Source organism: Bacillus sp. FSL R5-0709 (genome assembly GCF_038004785.1).
In the GTDB taxonomy this organism is placed as follows: Bacteria; Bacillota; Bacilli; order Bacillales; family Bacillaceae_G; genus Bacillus_A; species Bacillus_A mycoides.
Genome location: NZ_JBBORT010000001.1, coordinates 1,238,411 through 1,257,031, shown reverse-complemented (window position 1 = coordinate 1,257,031; position 18,621 = coordinate 1,238,411). Strand labels below are relative to the sequence as shown.

At 35.8% G+C, this 18,621-nt stretch carries 18 protein-coding genes; 3 read left to right on the top strand and 15 right to left on the bottom strand.

Annotated elements, in window-relative coordinates:
- The first annotated feature begins 352 nt into the window (after window positions 1-352).
- Window positions 353-1,183, top strand: coding sequence for a CAP domain-containing protein (locus MKX37_RS06435; RefSeq protein WP_002030537.1), 831 nt, complete (start codon window positions 353-355; stop codon window positions 1,181-1,183).
- Window positions 1,184-1,218: 35 nt separating this feature from the next.
- Here MKX37_RS06435 and MKX37_RS06430 read toward each other — a convergent pair whose 3' ends face one another.
- From MKX37_RS06430 to inhA1, 11 genes are all read right to left on the bottom strand, one after another.
- Window positions 1,219-1,824, bottom strand: coding sequence for a DUF1648 domain-containing protein (locus tag MKX37_RS06430; RefSeq protein WP_002126129.1), 606 nt, complete (start codon window positions 1,822-1,824; stop codon window positions 1,219-1,221).
- A gap of 91 nt (window positions 1,825-1,915) precedes the next feature.
- Window positions 1,916-2,839, bottom strand: a complete 924-nt coding sequence (locus MKX37_RS06425; RefSeq protein WP_002126127.1) for an RluA family pseudouridine synthase — start codon at window positions 2,837-2,839, stop codon at window positions 1,916-1,918.
- Window positions 2,840-2,939: 100 nt separating this feature from the next.
- On the bottom strand, window positions 2,940-3,356 hold the full coding sequence (locus tag MKX37_RS06420) for a hypothetical protein (RefSeq protein WP_002126125.1): 417 nt from the start codon (window positions 3,354-3,356) through the stop codon (window positions 2,940-2,942).
- A gap of 99 nt (window positions 3,357-3,455) precedes the next feature.
- Entirely contained in the window at window positions 3,456-5,648 is a 2,193-nt protein-coding gene (locus MKX37_RS06415; protein ID WP_016119846.1) for an MMPL family transporter, read from the bottom strand.
- Window positions 5,649-5,758: 110 nt separating this feature from the next.
- A complete protein-coding gene (locus MKX37_RS06410; protein WP_078422531.1) occupies window positions 5,759-6,406 on the bottom strand; it encodes a phosphatase PAP2 family protein in 648 nt (215 codons plus the stop codon).
- Window positions 6,407-6,465: 59 nt separating this feature from the next.
- Window positions 6,466-7,515, bottom strand: a complete 1,050-nt coding sequence (potD, locus tag MKX37_RS06405; RefSeq protein WP_002011485.1) for a spermidine/putrescine ABC transporter substrate-binding protein PotD — start codon at window positions 7,513-7,515, stop codon at window positions 6,466-6,468.
- A gap of 38 nt (window positions 7,516-7,553) precedes the next feature.
- A complete protein-coding gene (gene potC / locus MKX37_RS06400; protein WP_002011483.1) occupies window positions 7,554-8,354 on the bottom strand; it encodes a spermidine/putrescine ABC transporter permease PotC in 801 nt (266 codons plus the stop codon).
- 6 nt (window positions 8,355-8,360) lie between these two features.
- A complete protein-coding gene (gene potB / locus MKX37_RS06395; RefSeq protein WP_002126118.1) occupies window positions 8,361-9,209 on the bottom strand; it encodes a spermidine/putrescine ABC transporter permease PotB in 849 nt (282 codons plus the stop codon).
- Window positions 9,206-10,189, bottom strand: a complete 984-nt coding sequence (gene potA / locus MKX37_RS06390; RefSeq protein ID WP_002030425.1) for a spermidine/putrescine ABC transporter ATP-binding protein PotA — start codon at window positions 10,187-10,189, stop codon at window positions 9,206-9,208. Before potA ends, potB begins: the two co-directional genes overlap by 4 nt.
- Before the next feature lie 237 nt (window positions 10,190-10,426).
- The gene (locus tag MKX37_RS06385) at window positions 10,427-11,794 is read right to left on the bottom strand and encodes an aldehyde dehydrogenase (protein ID WP_002126112.1); all 1,368 of its coding nucleotides are present in this window, start codon (window positions 11,792-11,794) and stop codon (window positions 10,427-10,429) included.
- 170 nt (window positions 11,795-11,964) lie between these two features.
- Window positions 11,965-14,352 carry a M6 family metalloprotease immune inhibitor InhA1 gene (inhA1, locus tag MKX37_RS06380; RefSeq protein WP_002126109.1) on the bottom strand — a complete coding sequence of 796 codons (2,388 nt, stop codon included), beginning with the start codon at window positions 14,350-14,352 and terminating at the stop codon, window positions 11,965-11,967.
- A gap of 342 nt (window positions 14,353-14,694) precedes the next feature.
- On the opposite strand from inhA1, the gene MKX37_RS06375 reads away from it, so the two are divergent.
- Both MKX37_RS06375 and MKX37_RS06370 read left to right on the top strand, forming a co-directional pair.
- Entirely contained in the window at window positions 14,695-14,829 is a 135-nt protein-coding gene (locus MKX37_RS06375) for an anti-repressor SinI family protein (protein ID WP_002011474.1), read from the top strand.
- Between the two features lie 79 nt (window positions 14,830-14,908).
- The gene (locus MKX37_RS06370; RefSeq protein ID WP_002030429.1) at window positions 14,909-15,232 is read left to right on the top strand and encodes a helix-turn-helix domain-containing protein; all 324 of its coding nucleotides are present in this window, start codon (window positions 14,909-14,911) and stop codon (window positions 15,230-15,232) included.
- A gap of 82 nt (window positions 15,233-15,314) precedes the next feature.
- Here the strand turns inward: MKX37_RS06370 and calY are convergent, their stop codons facing one another.
- From calY to sipW, 4 genes are all read right to left on the bottom strand, one after another.
- Window positions 15,315-15,908 carry a biofilm matrix protein CalY gene (gene calY, locus MKX37_RS06365; RefSeq protein WP_002030430.1) on the bottom strand — a complete coding sequence of 198 codons (594 nt, stop codon included), beginning with the start codon at window positions 15,906-15,908 and terminating at the stop codon, window positions 15,315-15,317.
- 442 nt (window positions 15,909-16,350) lie between these two features.
- Entirely contained in the window at window positions 16,351-17,184 is an 834-nt protein-coding gene (locus tag MKX37_RS06360) for a DUF4047 domain-containing protein (RefSeq protein ID WP_078422193.1), read from the bottom strand.
- Window positions 17,185-17,345: 161 nt separating this feature from the next.
- Window positions 17,346-17,933 carry a CalY family protein gene (locus tag MKX37_RS06355; protein WP_000172837.1) on the bottom strand — a complete coding sequence of 196 codons (588 nt, stop codon included), beginning with the start codon at window positions 17,931-17,933 and terminating at the stop codon, window positions 17,346-17,348.
- A gap of 66 nt (window positions 17,934-17,999) precedes the next feature.
- Window positions 18,000-18,569, bottom strand: a complete 570-nt coding sequence (sipW, locus tag MKX37_RS06350) for a signal peptidase I SipW (protein WP_002064334.1) — start codon at window positions 18,567-18,569, stop codon at window positions 18,000-18,002.
- Window positions 18,570-18,621: the final 52 nt, after the last annotated feature.

Below are 18,621 nucleotides of genomic sequence, written 5' to 3'. Positions count from 1 at the left end.
AGAACAACAGAAACATTACAGTTTTGTAAAAATACATCCAGTATATTCCTCAAAAAAATGCTAAAATCATTGATACAATAGGATTCTTCATTTTTAATATAGGTACATTTATCCAAAAACCCCCTCTTAAAACCAAGTATAAAAATGCTAAAAATTCCTTTTATACTCTATGTTTCTCTTATTTCATCCCTTTCCTCCTCTTAGGATAAATTAGGAAATTTTTAAGTCTATGAATTTTTTTCCATCTTTTTTCTCGCAAATTGTATGCTACGATGAATTGGTCAGTCAGACAGGCTGTCAAAAACAAATCGTGTGAAAACAAATTAAAACTTTATATAGGGGGACACACATCATGAAAAAGCGTGTTTTATTATCTGTAGCTGCTGCAACAGCTCTTACTTTAGGAGTATCTTCTTTAGATGCACAAGCTGCAACAGTACAACCATCTAACATAAAGGTTCAAAATATTCAGCATTCAAAAATGATGATGAAGCAAATGAGCCAACAAGAATTACAAGCATTCTTACAATCTATGGGAGTTGAATCATTAGCACAATGGAACCAAGGACAATTCCAACAAGATTGCTTCATTCCTGGTCAACAGCCTACTGAAAATGTTGTTACTGAACAACCAACAGCTAAGCCAGAAGCTCAAAAGCCTGCTGAGGAAACTCAAAAACCAGCTGAACAAAAGCCTGCTGAAGAAGTTGCTAAACCAGAAGCTCAAAAACCAGCTGAAAACAACAATACTCAAAACGAAACACAAAAACCTGCTGAGCAAAAGCCTGCTGAAGAAGCAAAATCTTTAAGCGAATTCGAACAACGCGTTGTTGAATTAACAAACGCAGAGCGTACAAAACAAGGCTTATCAGCATTACAAATCGATACTGAATTAAGCAAAGTAGCACGCATTAAGTCTGAAGATATGCAAAAAAACAACTACTTTGATCATAACAGCCCTACATACGGGTCTCCGTTTGACATGATGAAAAAATTTGGTATTTCTTATAAATCTGCAGGTGAAAACATCGCCCAAGGACAACGTACTCCAGAAGAAGTTGTACAAGCTTGGATGAACAGTGCCGGACACCGTGCAAACATCTTAAATAGTGGCTTCACTCATATCGGTGTTGGCTATGTAGAAAGCGGCAACTACTGGACACAACAATTTATTACGAAGTAAATAAAAAGAGAGTCTTCTAGAAGAAGACTCTTTTTTTATGTTTCATAGCTTTCTAATATGTATGCGTATAAAATATAGAACATAAACAAAATAGACCCGCAGCTTATTACACTAATTAACAAGTAAAATCCCCACTTCAGGCTCAAAAGCAACGAAAATAATATGCTGCATGCCATCACTTGAAAGATTCGCCTACTAACTAAACGGATTTTTTGTAATTTGATCGGTTCTTTCTCTCTATCCTTCACCTTTTTAAACACTTTACTAAACATAAAAAGAAACATACTAATTCCAATCGTTAGTCCTGTCTGAAAGGATATAATACTTCCCAAATTAATAAAGAGAATTAGTATATGGACAAACATCATAAATAAAGTAATACTCTTTATAAATCCATTTATAATGAAATACTCTCCTTCATTAAACTTATATATATTATGTAAAATAACATATACTAATCCATGTAAAATAATAATAAGGACAGGGATAAATAATACGACAACTTGTTTACTCATAAACTCGTTCGCTCCACCATTCTCGTTCCAATGCACTGCCATACGAGTTGGTAAATATGGATAAATACATAGAGTAAGTAAAAGACAAGCGAAAAATATCCCTAGCATATATTTATATTTGATCAAGTAATTCTCACCTCTCTTTTCTCTTAACGGCTTCGCCTCTTTCAGAGAAATCCCTGCAAAAATCTACCTTTTTCAACTTTAAACTTACACTTTACCTATTTTCTCTTTCAAATTTTTTCATTGTATCGTTTAAATTTGTAGGGAAAGGTACGTCAACAACGATCTCTTCTTTCGTAATCGGATGCAAAAAATTAATCTTCATCGCATGTAACGCTTGCCCGGACATATATGTTGTTTGCCCACCATATAATACATCCCCAACTAATGGATTTCCATTATAGCTCATATGAACGCGAATTTGATGCGTTCTACCAGTTTCTAACTGTAACGTTACGAGCGTCGCATTTTGTTTTTTAAAATATTTCTCTACTTTATAATACGTTATAGCTTGGTCTCCCTTTGGAGAAACACGACGCCTTGTAGCATGATGTCGATCTCTTCCGATAGCTGCATCAATTGTCCCCTGCTTCTTTTTTACTTTTCCTTCAACAAGTGCCATATACGTTCTTTTGATTTTCCGTTCCATTAATAAACGATCCATAATTGCACCCGCAATTCTATGTTTTGCGAATACAACACCACCTGTCGTATCTTTATCTAATCTATGGATATGCCGAACCTTCGTCTCTAAACCTTGCATTTGAAAATGAAAAGCAACAAGATTGGCAAGTGTTCCCGTCCCATTTTTTTCAGAAGGATGTGTATCCATTTGCCCCTGCTTATTTACAATGAGTACGTGATCGTCTTCAAACACTACATTTAATTCACCATATTCCGGCTCTACGCCGTACTCCTCCTCCATAAACATATGAACTTGTAACTTATCTCCTTCTTTTAAAAGTTCATTCCATCTCCTTTGTTCTCCGTTAACCGTAACACCTTTTTCCATACGAAGCTGATGTAATAACTTTTTTGGTACTTCCCATTCTACTTTTAACAACGACTCAATACTTATACCATTCCACGTCGCTGGAACCGTAATTTCGCACCATTCGCCCTTTTTCTTTGTTTCCATACTATAATCACCTTATTTCTATTGATTCTCTCATTGTAACGGAAAACATAATTTGATGCACCGTCAAAAATAGAGGACAGCCTTATAATCGACTGTCCCCTCACGCTCTAAGCCTTTTCATTTCCTGCAACACTTCTTCAGCTTTTTGTTCATACAATAAATCTTTAAAGAAATCCGCCAATCGTTTATAGTCGTTGTACGTATCTAATAAGTCGTCTATTTTCTCTCCTTTCATAACTTGTTGCTTTTGCTTCATTTTTACTGGATAGCGATACCCCGATACTTCTTGTATTTTGTAATACTCATCCTCTACTTGAATGACTTTTACAAGTTCCTCTTCTTCCGCATCCATCGTATACCCGTCAAAGTCTCTAAGCAGTTCATAAATAATATGAGTCCATTCATCTTTTGGGTAAAACCCTTTTTCCAACCGATAACCGACAATGCGATACATATGCCCATCGTTTTCAGCAAACTGTACTGTATCATTTAGCTTAAACTTAAAATAACGAAACATTGCCTTCACCTACTTGTATGTAATGTTCTTATCACATACTATGCGCAAAATATGGGCCCTGCTATTCATAAAAAAAACTCATCTTATAGATGAGTTTTTTTATGATGATTTTTCTCTTTTCTTTCGAAATGGTAGCCACCAGTTCCAATCCCCAAACAATTTCATTAAACTTGGTACGAGCATAAGACGGATAATTGTTGCATCAAGAAATATTGCTAATGCAACCCCAAGCCCCATCTGCTTTACTGGTAAAATATCAGTAAAGGCGAACGCACCGGTAACAACAATCATAATTAAAGCGGCGGACGTAATAATCCTACTTGTCGAAACAAGCCCTTCTAACGTTGCTTGATCGTTATCCCCTGTTTCTTCATAGAGCTCATGAATACGTGAAATAAGAAATACTTCATAATCCATGCTAAGCCCAAATACGAGGCCGAAAATAAAGATTGGTAATACAAATAAAACTGAACTCTCTTCTAATCCGAAATGACCACCTTCAAATAACCAAATTACAATTCCAATTGTTGCACTTAAACTAAGTACGTTCATAATAATAGCTTTAATTGGAATGAGTATAGAGCGGAATGCGAATAATAAAATGACAAAGGTTGATCCAAATATAACAGACATACCAATTGCAACTTTATCTTTAATTTCATCTTCTAACTCTTGCTGGAACGTCGTCATACCGCCCAAATAATAAGTAACATCATTTTCTTTATAATTCTTTTTGAAATCACGAACCCATTGTTTTGCGGTTTCTGTACTTGGCTTCGTATCCAAAAAGACTTCCATTGTTGTTTTATTCCCTTTCGTATACGCTTCAAATACAGGAGCTATTTTCGCAGCCTCTGGCGACTGTAACATTCCAGCAACTTGATCTGCTTTCATTCCATTTAGCCCGTCATATACACTTTTCACCTTATATACTTGCTTATCGTCTTTTAACTTTTGAACAACAGCTTCTATCTTTTGTAAACTTTCTTTTTCTGTTATATCTTTCTTCGTCTCTACTACTAATGTCACATCAGCGTGTGTTTGGACAGTTTTATTAAAGGCTTCTTCATACTTCTCAAATGCAACTCTCGTATCACTCTTTTCAGGTAACGCTTCAACACCAGGAAACTGCAAGTTAGCTGTACGTAGCGGTAATAAACAAATAACAATAAATGTTGTAACAACAATAATCATGACGATTGGATGTTTCATTACAAACTGTGCAAATTTACGCCATACATTTGATGGCGTAGGCGCCGCCTGATTCTTTTTTAATATCCTTTTACCAATTAAAGATAATAGCGCCGGAAGAAGTGTGAGCGAAAACAAAATGCTCATAATAACGACAATCATCCCGCTAATAGCAACAGACTGAATATAATCTATCTTAAAGAAAAATAAGCCTGATAAACCGACGAATACACATAACCCTGAAAATACGATAGCACGCCCTGCCGTTTGATACGTAATCGCTATCGCTTCTTTCACTGTTCTCTTCGCAACTTCCTCTCGAAAACGATTTACAAATAACAGTGCGAAATCAATTGATAATGCGAGCCCAATCATCGGCGCGACATTTAACACGAAAATAGATAGCTCTTTATCACTACCTATAAAATATAAAATCCCCATCGTACTAATGACACTAAGCGCGCCATTTACAATCGGTAAAATAGACGCAATCAGACTACCAAATGAGAATAATAGTACGAGAAAAGCAATAGGTAATCCAATCATCTCTGCTACTTTTAAATCATTTTGCGTTCTTTCATTAATCTCTTGATTAATTTTCGGATATCCTGTCGGTGTTACTTTTAATAGGCTATTACTTTCCTTCTCGATTTTCCCGGCAAATTGTAATGTCTTTTCCATTCGTTCTTTATTTGTTTTCCCGGAAAATAAAATCGTCGCATAACCGATATCATCTTGTAACATCTCTTTATTTTGCATTGGATGATGGAAAGATTCGTATTTTTCTTTCTCTTCAATTTGATTTATTATCCCCTCTATACGCTTTTGGAACTCCTCATGCGAAGTATCCTTTTCCTTCTCAAAAACGAGTAAAAGTGTATCTTGAGACTGCTTAAAATCCTTATCTAAAATTTCTTTCGTCTTTTGATAATCCCCTTCTGTTTGGAAACCATCACCGCCCAATACTCCTGGAAGTTTTGGAGCAAAAATACCGAGCACTATCGCAAGTAGTAGTAATGCTACAATTACTGTATAACGAAATTGATACAAAAAAGTTCCTAACTTCCCCCACTTATCAATTTTATGTACATTTGTCTTCACACATTTTCACCTACTTTATATAATTCACTTGTCATTTATACTTTATCACATCTCCCCATAAACAAAAAACGTCTAGAAAAACTATAATACTAGTTTTTCTAGACGTTTTTTTATCTCTCGTTATTAAGTCCCAATCTCTCGGTAAGTAAACGATGACAATAAATTGCGATGATTAACAAAATGCCACCTGCACAGTAACCAGCTAAAATATCAGTCGGGTAATGAACATTTAAAATAACTCTACTTAATCCAATCAATATAATTAATATGCCCATCGAAATCGTAATACCACATTTTCCAGCTACACTCTTCAAATTGGCAGCAATGATATAGGCAAGAAAACCGAATGTTATAATAGATAGCATTGCATGTCCGCTTGGGAAGCTATACCCAAGTGCGTCAAGTGCCTCATTTAATGATGGGCGGTCTCTTTTTGCAATTTCTTTTATTCCCTTATTAACAAGGTGTGTCGTTAATATAGCCATTGGATACACGATCATAGCAGCATAATAACGCTTTTTCCAAAAAACGAGCAAACTTATAATTAGTGTCGTTATAACTCCAATTGCAGATCCTAGCTTTGTAAAGTATGAGAAGAATGTAAGTGAGCTTTCCGTTTGTAATCCTTTTACCATATCACGTACGTATGTATCCATCATTGTAACACCACCTACATGTACCCTCCAAGCGATGATGCTAAATAGAACAAACAATACAATGATACACATTAACTCATACTGATGTAACTTTTTCTTCAATCGACTTCCTCCTACTATGAAAAAATGCGATTTCTACTTTAGAAACCGCATTTTCTTACTTATTTACCTTTTGTTTTCAGCTCTGTCCAGTAGCGATCGTAGTCTTTTAACTTATCGTCTACATCAACAAGCCACTCTGTACGATCTAATTCTTCTTTTGTTAAGAAGATCATGTGATTATCACGATATTCTTTACTATGAAGAGGATGAGCTTTTTCATTTGGATTACTGTAACCAATTGACTCGTAGTTTTTCACACTTACTTTTTCATCTAATAAGTAGTTCATAAACTTCTCTGCAAGTTCTTTATTTTTCGCACCTTTTGGAATTGCTAACGTATCAGCCCAAATTGTGCCACCTTCTTTTGGTACAACGTATCCTACATCTTTATTGTCTTTCGCAATGAATGCTGCGTCTCCAGACCAAACTGTCCCGATCCAAGCATCTTCTGTAATGAATTTTTGTTTAATATTATCTGTATCGAATGCTAATAAGTTTGGAAGTAGCTTCTGCAAATCAGCAGACGCTGTCTTTAACTGTGCATCCTCTTTCGTGCTATTAGAGAAACCGTTTTTCTTAAGTCCCATTCCTAATACTTCACGAGAATCGTTTAATAAAGTAACATGTCCTTTATATTTCTCGTTCCATAAATCATTCCAGCTTGTAGGTGTTTCTTTCACATACTTTTTATTGTATGCAATTCCTGTTACACCCCAAGTATATACTAGAGAATACTTATTCTCTGGATCAAACGCAGGTGTTTTAAAGTTAGACACAAGGTTCTCGATGTTCGGGATATTCTTCTTATCTAAAGGCGCTAATAAGTCCATCTTCGCCATCGTTTTCACCATGTAATCAGATGGCTGAATTAAATCATATGTCGCGCCACCAGCTTGTAATTTCGCAAGCATTTCTTCATTACTTGCATATTTATCGTAGTTAATTTTCACGTTATATTTCTTTTCAAAATCTTTTAAAACTTGCTCATCAAAATTGTCCGCCCAGCTATAAATGTTTAATTCTTCTTTTTTCTCACCACAACCAGCAAGTACACCTGCAGCAAGACTGAAGCTAATTGCTATACCAGCTAATCTCTTCACTAATTTCATCGGTTTATTACCTCCTCGTTCTTTCTATATCATTCGTATTATAAAGGAAGGTGTCCTCCAGAGTTCTCTTCACCGTCTGCACCTTTATTACGGAAAATTTCTGATAGCACCATTAATCCTACAATTACAACAATTAATATTGTAGAAAGAGCATTAATTTCAGGCGATACTCCACGCTTAACCATACTATAAATGTATAATGGCAATGTTGTTGATCCTGGTCCTGATACGAAGAAACTAATTACAAAATCATCAATCGATAATGTGAATGTTAATAATGCGGCTGAAATAACTCCTGGTGCAATTGCTGGAAACGTTACATAACGAAACGTTTGCCACGGCGTTGCTCCTAAATCGTTTGCAGCCTCTTCTAAATCACGTCCCATACCAGAAAGACGTGCCGCTAAAATAACAACAACAAATGAAATACTGAATGTAATGTGTGCAATAATAATTGTTGTTTTTCCAAGTTCCATACCTAATTGACTAAATAGGATAAGTAAAGATAATCCCATTAAAATATCAGGAATTAAAATTGGTAAATATACAAGACCGTTAATGGCCCCTTCAAAACGATATTTGTAACGGTGTAATGCAATAGCAAAAATCACACCAAGAACTGTCGTCACAATTGTCGTTATAACAGCAATCGTCATACTATTTACAAACGCATCAATAACATCTTGTTTTTGAAATAAATCTGTATACCAATGGAGTGTAAAGCCCTCCCATTCCGCATTAATGCGAGAATCGTTGAAGGAATATACCATTAAAACCATCATTGGAAAATACAAAAACAATAAGATTAACCAAGAATAAGAAACTAAAAACTTCTTCATTTTTGCCTATTCCCCTCCGTTTCCATCATATTTATATACTTTCGTTGCACGATAATATAAGTAAATTAACAGAACAGAGAATAGAACAACAATCATAGATAACGCGGAACCAAATGGCCAGTCACGTGAACCTAAGAATTGGTTTTGAATTACGTTTCCGATTAATGCTACTTTCGATCCACCCATAACGTCTGATACAACAAACATTCCGATAGAAGAAACGAATACTAAAATAGAACCAGTTGTAATCCCTGACATCGTCATCGGTACTGTTACATTCCAAAATGCCTTTACTGGTGTTGCTCCTAAATCATAAGCCGCCTCTAGCTTACGCTTATCAAGCTGCTCAATTGCTGCATACACTGGTAAAATCATAAATGGTAATAACGAATATACCATTCCGAGTATTACAGAAGGCGTATTATATAGCAGATTTAAAGGTTCACTAATAATACCTAGTTTCAATAGCAATGTGTTTACAAGACCTTGTGAACGTAAAATAACAATCCATGCGTATGAACGAACAAGAAAGTTAATCCAGAACGGAATCGTTGCCAATAATAGAAGGATAGAACGATATTTACGATCAACAATTGTAATTGTATAGGCGAATGGATAACCGATTAATAAACATAGTACTGTCGTAATAACAGCTATCTTCACTGTTTCCCATAACGTCCCCATATATAATGGATCAAACACACGTGCTATGTTATCTAATGTAAATTTCATTTCCACTGTCCCGTATGCTCCGCGCTGCATGAAGGCAAATGCTAATACGAACAGAAGTGGAATTAGGAAGAAGAGTAACAGCCATACGACTGTAGGTAATGCGAGTAATTTCCCTTTCTTCAATTTAAGGTCACCTCGTCCTCTTGCTCCCAGCCTACATATACATTATCTCCAATGCTCCACTGCGTTGCTTCTTCAGCAGTTTGGTATGCCATTAGTAATTCCGCTGTTTTCTCCTCACGTACATATAGCTTTTCCATATTTCCAACAAATTCAATATCTTCAATATGTCCAAGATGGTATTCTTTTAAAATTGGCTCTTCAACCGAGCGAACTTTTACATTTTCAGGGCGAACTGCTACGTAGTTTTCCCCATTTTTCACGATATTATTTTCACCGATAAACGTCGCAACAAACAATGTTTTCGGCTTATTGTAAATTTCCTTAGGCGTGCCGACTTGTTCGATATGCCCTTTATTCATAACGACAATACGATCACTCATACTCATCGCTTCTTCTTGATCGTGCGTTACATATATGAACGTAATTCCTAAATTACGTTGTAAGTTTTTCAATTCACGTTGCAAATCTTTTCTTAACTTAAAGTCAAGCGCTCCAAGTGGCTCATCTAATAGTAATACACGTGGGTTGTTTACAATTGCTCTTGCAATTGCTACACGCTGCTGCTGTCCACCAGAAAGCTTCGAAGGTTTACGATTACGGAACTCAAGTAACTGCGTTAAACGCATTGCCTCTTCCGCACGTTCTTTCTGTTCTGCTGCTGATACTTTTTGCATTTTCATACCGAAACAAATATTTTTTTCAACATTCATATGTGGGAATAGTGCGTAATGTTGGAACACTAAATTCATATGACGCTTGTATGGCGGCAAATCGTTAATCTTTTCATCATCTAATAAAAGATTCCCTTTAGTTGGGGTTTCAAATCCTGCGATCATACGAAGTAAAGTCGTTTTCCCGCAACCACTCGGTCCTAAAATTGTTAAAAATTCTCCTTCTTTAATATCTAAAGAAAGAGGGGGGATAATCACTTGATTTCCAAAATGTTTTTCTACTGCTTCAACTTTAATAATCTTTTTCATTTTCCCGTCCTATCTACCTTAAATTTTAATTTTTATATTCATGAATAAATATTTATGTTCTATAGACTATTTTTTTGTTTCGATCCAAACAAAAATGGTTGTTTAGCAGCGTTCTCTTCTATTCTTTATGTAGTATGTTTGATTCATTTTCGCATGATACATATGTCGAACAGAAAAACCCCTTCAGTTGCGAAGGGGTTTTTATCATACGGCTACGCCTACTGATAAACACCATCATCATTTTAACAACTTTCGTATGAATTTTAAAGCACTTTTTGTAGAAGAGTAACGAATTTTCATGTCGAATGCTGTAGATTGGGACAAAATGCTTTTATAATGGGAAAAAGTCCGAAAACTTTGTTCACCATGATAGCTGCCTAATCCACTACTTCCAACGCCCCCAAAAGGTAAATATGGCGTTGCAAGATGATATACGACATCATTTATACATCCTCCGCCATATGAAATATTACTCGTCACTTTCTCTTGCACTTTTCTATCTTCAGAAAATACATATAGTGCTAACGGCTTTGGATGGTGCTGAATCGTTTCAATTACCTCTTCTATTTTGTCATATTCTATAATTGGTAAAATCGGCCCAAAAATTTCATCTTCCATAACAGCACTTTGCCATGTAACATTCGTTAACACTGTCGGTTCGATGTGTAATGTTTCTTTCGTATAATTCCCGCCAATCACAGGTTTACCATCTTGCAAAAATGTACATAAACGTTCAAAATGACGCTCACTCACAATTCGCACATAATTGTCATTTTGCAAAGCATCTTTTCCATATTGCTCTGCGATTTCATGTCTTAATGCCTCGATTAACTGCTCTTTCACTGAAGAATGAACGTACATATAATCAGGCGCTACACACGTCTGCCCAGCATTCAAAAACTTGCCCCAAACGATACGTCTTGCGGTTACATCTAGCTTTGCATCTTTATGTACAATACATGGGCTTTTCCCGCCAAGCTCTAACGTAAGAGGCGTTAATTTTTTCGCCGCTGCTTCCATCACAACTTTTCCGATACCAACACTACCTGTAAAGAAAATATAGTCAAACGGTTCCTTTAAAAGTGCAGTGCTTTCCTCAGCACCGCCTTCTACTACCGATACAAGCTCTTCTGGGAATAATTCACCTAACATTCTCGTAAGCACTTTTGAAACGTTTGGCGTTAACTCTGACGGCTTTAAAACGACTGTATTGCCAGCTGCCAATGCTCCTACGAGTGGTGCAATCGCTAATTGAAACGGATAGTTCCACGGTGCGATAATAAGCGTCACACCATACGGTTCTGGCACCACTTTCCCCTTCGATCCAAAATGAGTAAGAGCTGTGCGAACACGCTTTGGTTTACTCCAAGATGAAATATGCTTCATTTGAAAAGAAATCTCTTTTAGTACATATCCAATTTCTGTTGTAAATGATTCGTGAACTGATTTATTCAAATCTAATTTCAACGCTTGAAAAATCTCATCCTCAAAACGCTGAATTCCTTCATAAAGCTTCTTCAAATTATTCTTTCTCGTCTCTAGACTCCTCGTATGTCCTTTATAAAAATATTCCTTTTGTTTATTTACAATAGAGGAAATACTCATGCACTCACCTTCTCCCACTATTTTTATCCAATTCTTTCATTATTTATATAGACTTCATATGTAACAAATTTCTATTCTTAAAGTTACATTATATATAACTTTTCCCTTTATATAAAATTCATTGCTCACAAAAAACTACCGAAAGAAAATCTCCCGGTAGTTTTACTGTATTAACGGTATAAACGAACAGCACCTGCAGAATTATCATCAGCTTGTCCTACTACTTCAAACTTCAGACCAAGCTTCGGTAAAATACGTCCTGCATCTGGAATCTGCTCATTAATATACTTTTTAGAGTCATCGAACTTCGGTACCCCTGGTAATCCATCGTATACGAATGTTCCACGCGTTGGAGATACAACTTTCCAAGCTGGCGTTTTGTCGAATGAGAACGCCGCATCAGCAATTTGGAATCGCGTACTGCTTGTAAATGTTGGTTTGCCATTTAAAGTTCCTGCAATTGCTTCTGGATGAGAGTCAACTACACCAAGGAAACCATGTCCTGGATGTACGCCAACCCAGTTATCTGTGTAAGCTGAATCCGCATACCATACAACCATACCAGTGTTATATACTGGACCGCGAGCAAATTTCAATGCGTTATCTGAACCCGCATAGTTTCTCCACTCTACATAGTAGTTATGCTTTTTCTTATCCATTCCGTTAGATGCAACGAAACCGTCCAATTTGAATTGTGGTGTACCTTCTGCATCATCAGAGAATGCAACATTTCCATCTACAGTTAGTGACGCATTATCAAGTGTAAATCCATTTAACGCCAATCCACCGTCTGTAATATATTCAAATACTAGTTTCACTTTCTTACCTTTGAATTGACTTAAATCATATGATTTATCAACCCATTTTCCATTTGTCGTAGCTGCATTTCCACTATTTGCTTTCTCACCAATTCTTTCAATCAACGTTTTTTGTCCATCTTCTGTTACAGCGTGTACTTCAAGGAAATCGTACTCTGCTTCGATTTCATACAATGACTTATAATCGAATTTTGCAGTCGTTGCTTTCGTTAAATCGAATAGTGGCGTTTCCATCGTTGTATGAAGGTCATCACCTTTTGTGCTGTAGTAATACTGTTTACCAAATGCAGGCTGAATTCCTTTTACATCTTTATCTGGTAAGTTAACACGAATCAGACCTGGACGATCTGACTTCGTAACACTTTGGTCTAAGTATGTTGCCAGACCGATACCTTTATTTAATTTCTCGTAATCTACTTCTACGATATTCGCCCAGTTACCACCGATTGTTTTTTGGAAAAACTCTTTATTTTGTGGTGATAAACTCGTTGGCGTTGTTCCTGCGATTTTACCAGCCCAGCTTCCGCCACTCATAATAGACCAAGCTTCAACCGGTTCACCATCACCGCTATACTGTGTATCATACTCATCTGGAAGACCTAAATCATGGCCATATTCATGTGCGAATACACCAACCGCGCCATCTTCTGGTTCAATTGTGTAGTCGAATGCTGCCATATTTCCGCCCCAATATGGAACTTTCGCTTGTGTACCTTCAATTGCGAATGGTTTTGGTCCAACTGTCCAGCGATGTGACCAAATTGCATCATCACCTAATTTACCACCGCCAGCTTCTTGTCCAACACCCGCATGAATAATCATTAAGTGATCGATTAAACCGTCCGGTTGATTTTGATTCCCATCACCATTTACATCATATTGATCGAACTGATCAAACTGTGATAAATCAAGTCCGCTATCTACAGCCGCTTTTAATGCATCTTTTACTAGATCACGTGGTCCTTTTGGTCCTTTATTATCATGACCTGTACCAGCATCTGCACCGTAATCAGCAGCTTTACCTGGAACTGTTAACCATTTTGTGACTGTTCCGTCCACTGTGTAACTACCACCTGATTGCTCTTCGTAATATTGTTTAAACGTTTCGATTTTGCTTCCATCCTCTAACGCGAATGGCTCATTACCGAATAACATTTTTTCATAATGTTCTTTGTTAAAATCGTTAGAATACATGTAGCCAGGCTCTTTATCAATATTGTTATGCTTGAAATCAGCGTACTCTACAAGTAAAACAAGTACTTTATCTTTACGAACTTCACCGTTATACTCTTTTTGCTTAGCAGGTGAAGTTGGTACTTTCCCATTTAAGCCTCCTCTAACTGGACCTGTTCCTGCTGTAGTCCCGTTTGCTGGCTGCTCTGATTTTTCTTTCGTATCTGCCTTTGCATCTTTCACTTTCTTTAAAAAGTCAGATGCATCTTTCGTAAGTTGGTCCCCACTTGCCGCTTCTTTCCCAGGATTTTCACCCTTCTTTTTCTCTACATACTTTTCGACAGCTTTCTTTGTTTCTGTCCCTGAAGCAGATGAATCAATTACCCCACGTTTTTTTAGCGCATTTGCTAATCTCTCTTCTGGGATTAAGTGATCATCAACTGGGCTTGTAGCTGTCTTGTTCTCCGGCGTTTCAGCATATACAGACTGGCTTCCAGCACCAAACGACAAGCCTAGAACAGCTGTCAAAGCAATTGATGATAACACTTTAAATGGTTTCTTTTTCATCCCTTATTGCCTCCCCTAATATAAAATATGTATTACACACTCTATATTATTAAAAATTCAATATATTTTCAATATTTAGTTATATTATGTAATTTTTTTAATATATTTGTAAAAATTTCATAGTTAGTATACGAATATATCACAATTCAACAATGTTTTCAGAAAATATTGAAAATATTTGTCAGAAACTTTATAATCGCCATAGAGGGAATTTAATGGGGATTTTATCTTTGTTTCATCTACAAAATATTTGATAATTCACTATATAAAATACAAAATCCGATTGCATTATCATATATTCTGTAGCAGCAATTATGACCACTAATTAGGGAGGAATTACATTTGTACAAAGATAAGGCTGACTCACTAGATCAAGAATGGATTGATTTAATACTTGAAGCTCTAGATGCTGGCATTGCCCTGCAAGATATTGAACACTTTTTTCAACGTATGAAGCATACGAGCCAGGCTCAATAGCCTCGTTCTTTTTAACGAAGTTTATGTTATAATAATCACATCATAAGACGACTACATATTGATAGAAAGGTGCGCAAATATGATAGGAGAACGTATAAAACGCCTTCGTTTACAAAAAGGCATTTCATTAACAGAACTCGCCGAAAAAGCTGGTGTCGCTAAATCTTACATTAGTTCTATAGAACGGAATTTACAAAAAAACCCTTCTATTCAGTTTCTTGAAAAAATTGCAGCTGTTCTACAAATTCCAGTTGATACTTTACTTCACGATGAAACAACAACGGAGGGTCACCTAGACTCCGAATGGACACAGCTCGTTAAAGATGCGATGAGCTCTGGTGTCTCAAAAGAACAGTTTCGTGAATTTCTCGAATTTACACAATGGAAGAAAAATCAACAATAATACATATAAAAGAGTGCTTAAAACGGGCACTTCTTTTTTTCTTTATAAAAAAAAGCGGGGAATCCCCCGCTTTTTTTATTTATTATTTTTCTTCTCCATCTGTTTGGTTAGCATTGAATGTCCATTCTAAGTTCAATGAATCGCCTTGGAATTTGTTTTGATCTTGACCATTCTCTTCGAATACAAATTGTACCCATAGATAGTCCTCTGTACCAGCTTCTAAGCCACCTTTTTCTCCCCACTCAGGAGCAAAGATGTCTTTAGCTAAAAGATCTGGATCAGCATTTTGTAAATCAGCTAAAGTTGTTTCATATACAGGCTCGCTTTGTTTATCCCAGTTCCAAAGGAATTTCACTTTAATATGCTTACCGAAGTCTTCACCAGCATTATCACCTTTTGCATCTTTCACAGTATACTTTGTCGCTAATTTAACATCTTTAATTGCTAAAGTACCGTCGTTCTTTAATAAGAACTCTTTCTTAACAGAATCCCCTGGTTTTAAATCTTTAATATCTACAAGCGTTTTAGGGTTTAATGTAAGATCTAACGTCCCAGCTGCAAATGTATTGTTTGATACTTCTTTATCGCTAAAGTAAGCGAATGTTCCTCCACCAATTAAAGATAACCCCAATGCTGCTGATGCAACTCCCATACCTAATTTCTTTTTCAGACTCACAATCAATTCCCCCTAGCTGTTTTTTGTATTTTTATCTCTTATTTCAAAATAAGAGGTGTAACTAAAACTATATTAGCTTAGCTAATATTTGTTCTTTTTTTAAAACCTTAAGTTCATTATAACGAACAAGACTATATAAATACAATATATATTTTGATTATTTTTATTTCTCAACATTTTTTCCTTTTTTTCAGAAAAGTATTGAGAAATAAAGTGAAACCTTAATCAGTGTTTTTCTGTCCATCCCCACTGATCATTAACCTTCACCAAGCGGTGGGCTGCCAACTAACTTCCTCGCATTCGTTAAATTTTTAGGTGAAGACCTATACCCACGAATAGTGAAATAAGAAAAACAAAGCAAATAGGTGAGTCGTAAGGCTCTCTCACCTATTTGTCTTATCATTGTATTTATTCCTTCCGAAATGCTGCTGTATTTTACTTACTATTCCTTCTGTTCTTCCTGCTTCTTACTCTCTTCTAGTTTTTTCGCCTCTTCTTGCTTCTTACTCTCTTCTAGTTTTTTCGCCTCTTCCTGCTTCTTACTCTCTTCTAGTTTTTTCGCCTCTTCCTGCTTCTTGCTCTCTTCTAGCTTTTTCGCTTCTTCTTGCTTCTTACTCTCTTCTAACTTTTTCGCCTCTTCTTGTTTCTTGCTCTCTTCTAGCTTTTTCGCTTCTTCTTGCTTCTTACCCTCTTCTAATTTCTTTTGCTTCTCAGCCTCACTCACTTGCTTTGCTGTTTCATCTACTAATAATTTTTCAAAAGCTTGAATTTGTTTATCAATCACCTGTAAATTAACCTCTTTATCAACATACTCACAGTGCTCTTTAACTATATGAAAACCAGCATTCACATACGAGAATACTTGCTTATTAGATTCACTTTTATTTCCCTTTAACTCTTCTTTCACTTTGTTATAAGGATTTTCTATTGATGCATATACCTTTTGTAACAGTTCCCTCTCAGTAACAATTTTCTCACGTCCTTGCTTCCACGTAACAAGCGCCTGTTCTAATTCTTGAGTGGAAGTGAAAGTTACTTTCGATTTCATCTCTTCATACTCATGCAAAATTACTTCCTTATGTTGCTTAGCTTGTTCTGTCAACTGATCAACTGTTTTTGGAAAAATACTTGCTGTAGAAATAGTAGCCTGCACTTTCGTCTCATGAATGAAAGCTGCCTCTGTATAAGTCATCATTTGAGAACCTAAATAAAAAGTAATAGAGCACAAACATGGCAATATAAGCATCTTTTTGAATTTGCGAGGTGCCTTCAGCATTTTAATCTCTCCTATCGAACAACTTGTTCTTTATCAAGAACTATACCTTTATTATAATAAAGTGAATTACAAAATGATATAAAAATTATGTTTCTTTTTACATTTCTCTTTTAACACAAAAAGAGACTACCACTTTTGATAGTCTCTTTTTGTTGTCATTATTATTTCGTTTCACCATCGCCTTGCTGTGCATCAAACGTCCAAGTTAATTGTAACTTATCGCCTTGGAATTCATTTTGGTCTTTTTTATTATCAACGAATTCAAATTTCACTTTGAATTTATCAGATTTACCTGCAGAAATACCTTTTTCATCCCAGAACCAAGCAGCTAAATCATTATTTACTGCTGTAAGTGTATCACCCTTCAATTTATCTAATGTAGTTTCTTTCACAATCGTCTCATGCTTATCTACATTTTTTAAGAATGTTACTTTAATATGTTTACCAAAATCATCTTTATTATCTTTCTTCGTATCTTCTACATTATAGTCTGTTTTTAATAGAACCTTTTTAATATCTAAAGAGCCTTTATTTTCTAGTTTAAATTCTTTTTCAATTGTATCACCAGGCTTTAAATTCGATACATTAACAACTGTTGATGGATTTAATGATAAATCAAGCGTACCAGCCGCAAATGTATTATTTGACACTTCTTTATCGCTAAAGAATGCAAATGTTCCTCCACCAACTAATGCTGCTCCTAATACTGCTGATGCGATACCCATTCCTAATTTTTTCTTTAAAGTCATGTCCATATCCCCTTAATATATATATATATTTGTTAACTTCCTAAACGGAAAGTATAACCAAACGAACTAGACGGATTGTTCTACTTTTTTATCTTTCTTTTCTCCGTCAATGCTACGAATAGCGCCAAAAATAGAAATTGCGGAATAGCCAAGTAAAAAGACTCCAGGAATAATGAGAAGTAATGCTGCTCCCGCTTTTGAACTCGCATAATTCAGTCCATAACCAACGTATGGAACTGTAATATCTGCATACTTTCCAATTACATTCTCTGCAAGTACTGGTGCTAAATCTGGTCCGTTGTTGTTATCCCCTTTTGTTTCATACATTACTTTTCCATTTGTATCTTTCACACCGATAATACGGTGAGTGATAATTTTGTCATCTTTCTCTTTAAACGTAATAACATCACCTTTTTTATATTTAGAACCATCTTTCGTTGGTTCTATCGCAATGATTGATCCTGTTAAAAATGTTGGTTCCATCGATCCTGAAAGAACGCTCTTAAATTGATATCCCATCACTGTTGGATCCCCGCCACTCGCTTTTGAAGAAATAACTACAAAAGCTAAACAAACCATTACCGCAAATAAAACAAATGAGATAACGTTGCTAATCACCTTCCAAATTAATTTCATCGTCTCTCTCCCTCTCCGTTGTTTTATGTTATTTGAAGTATACAATATTCAT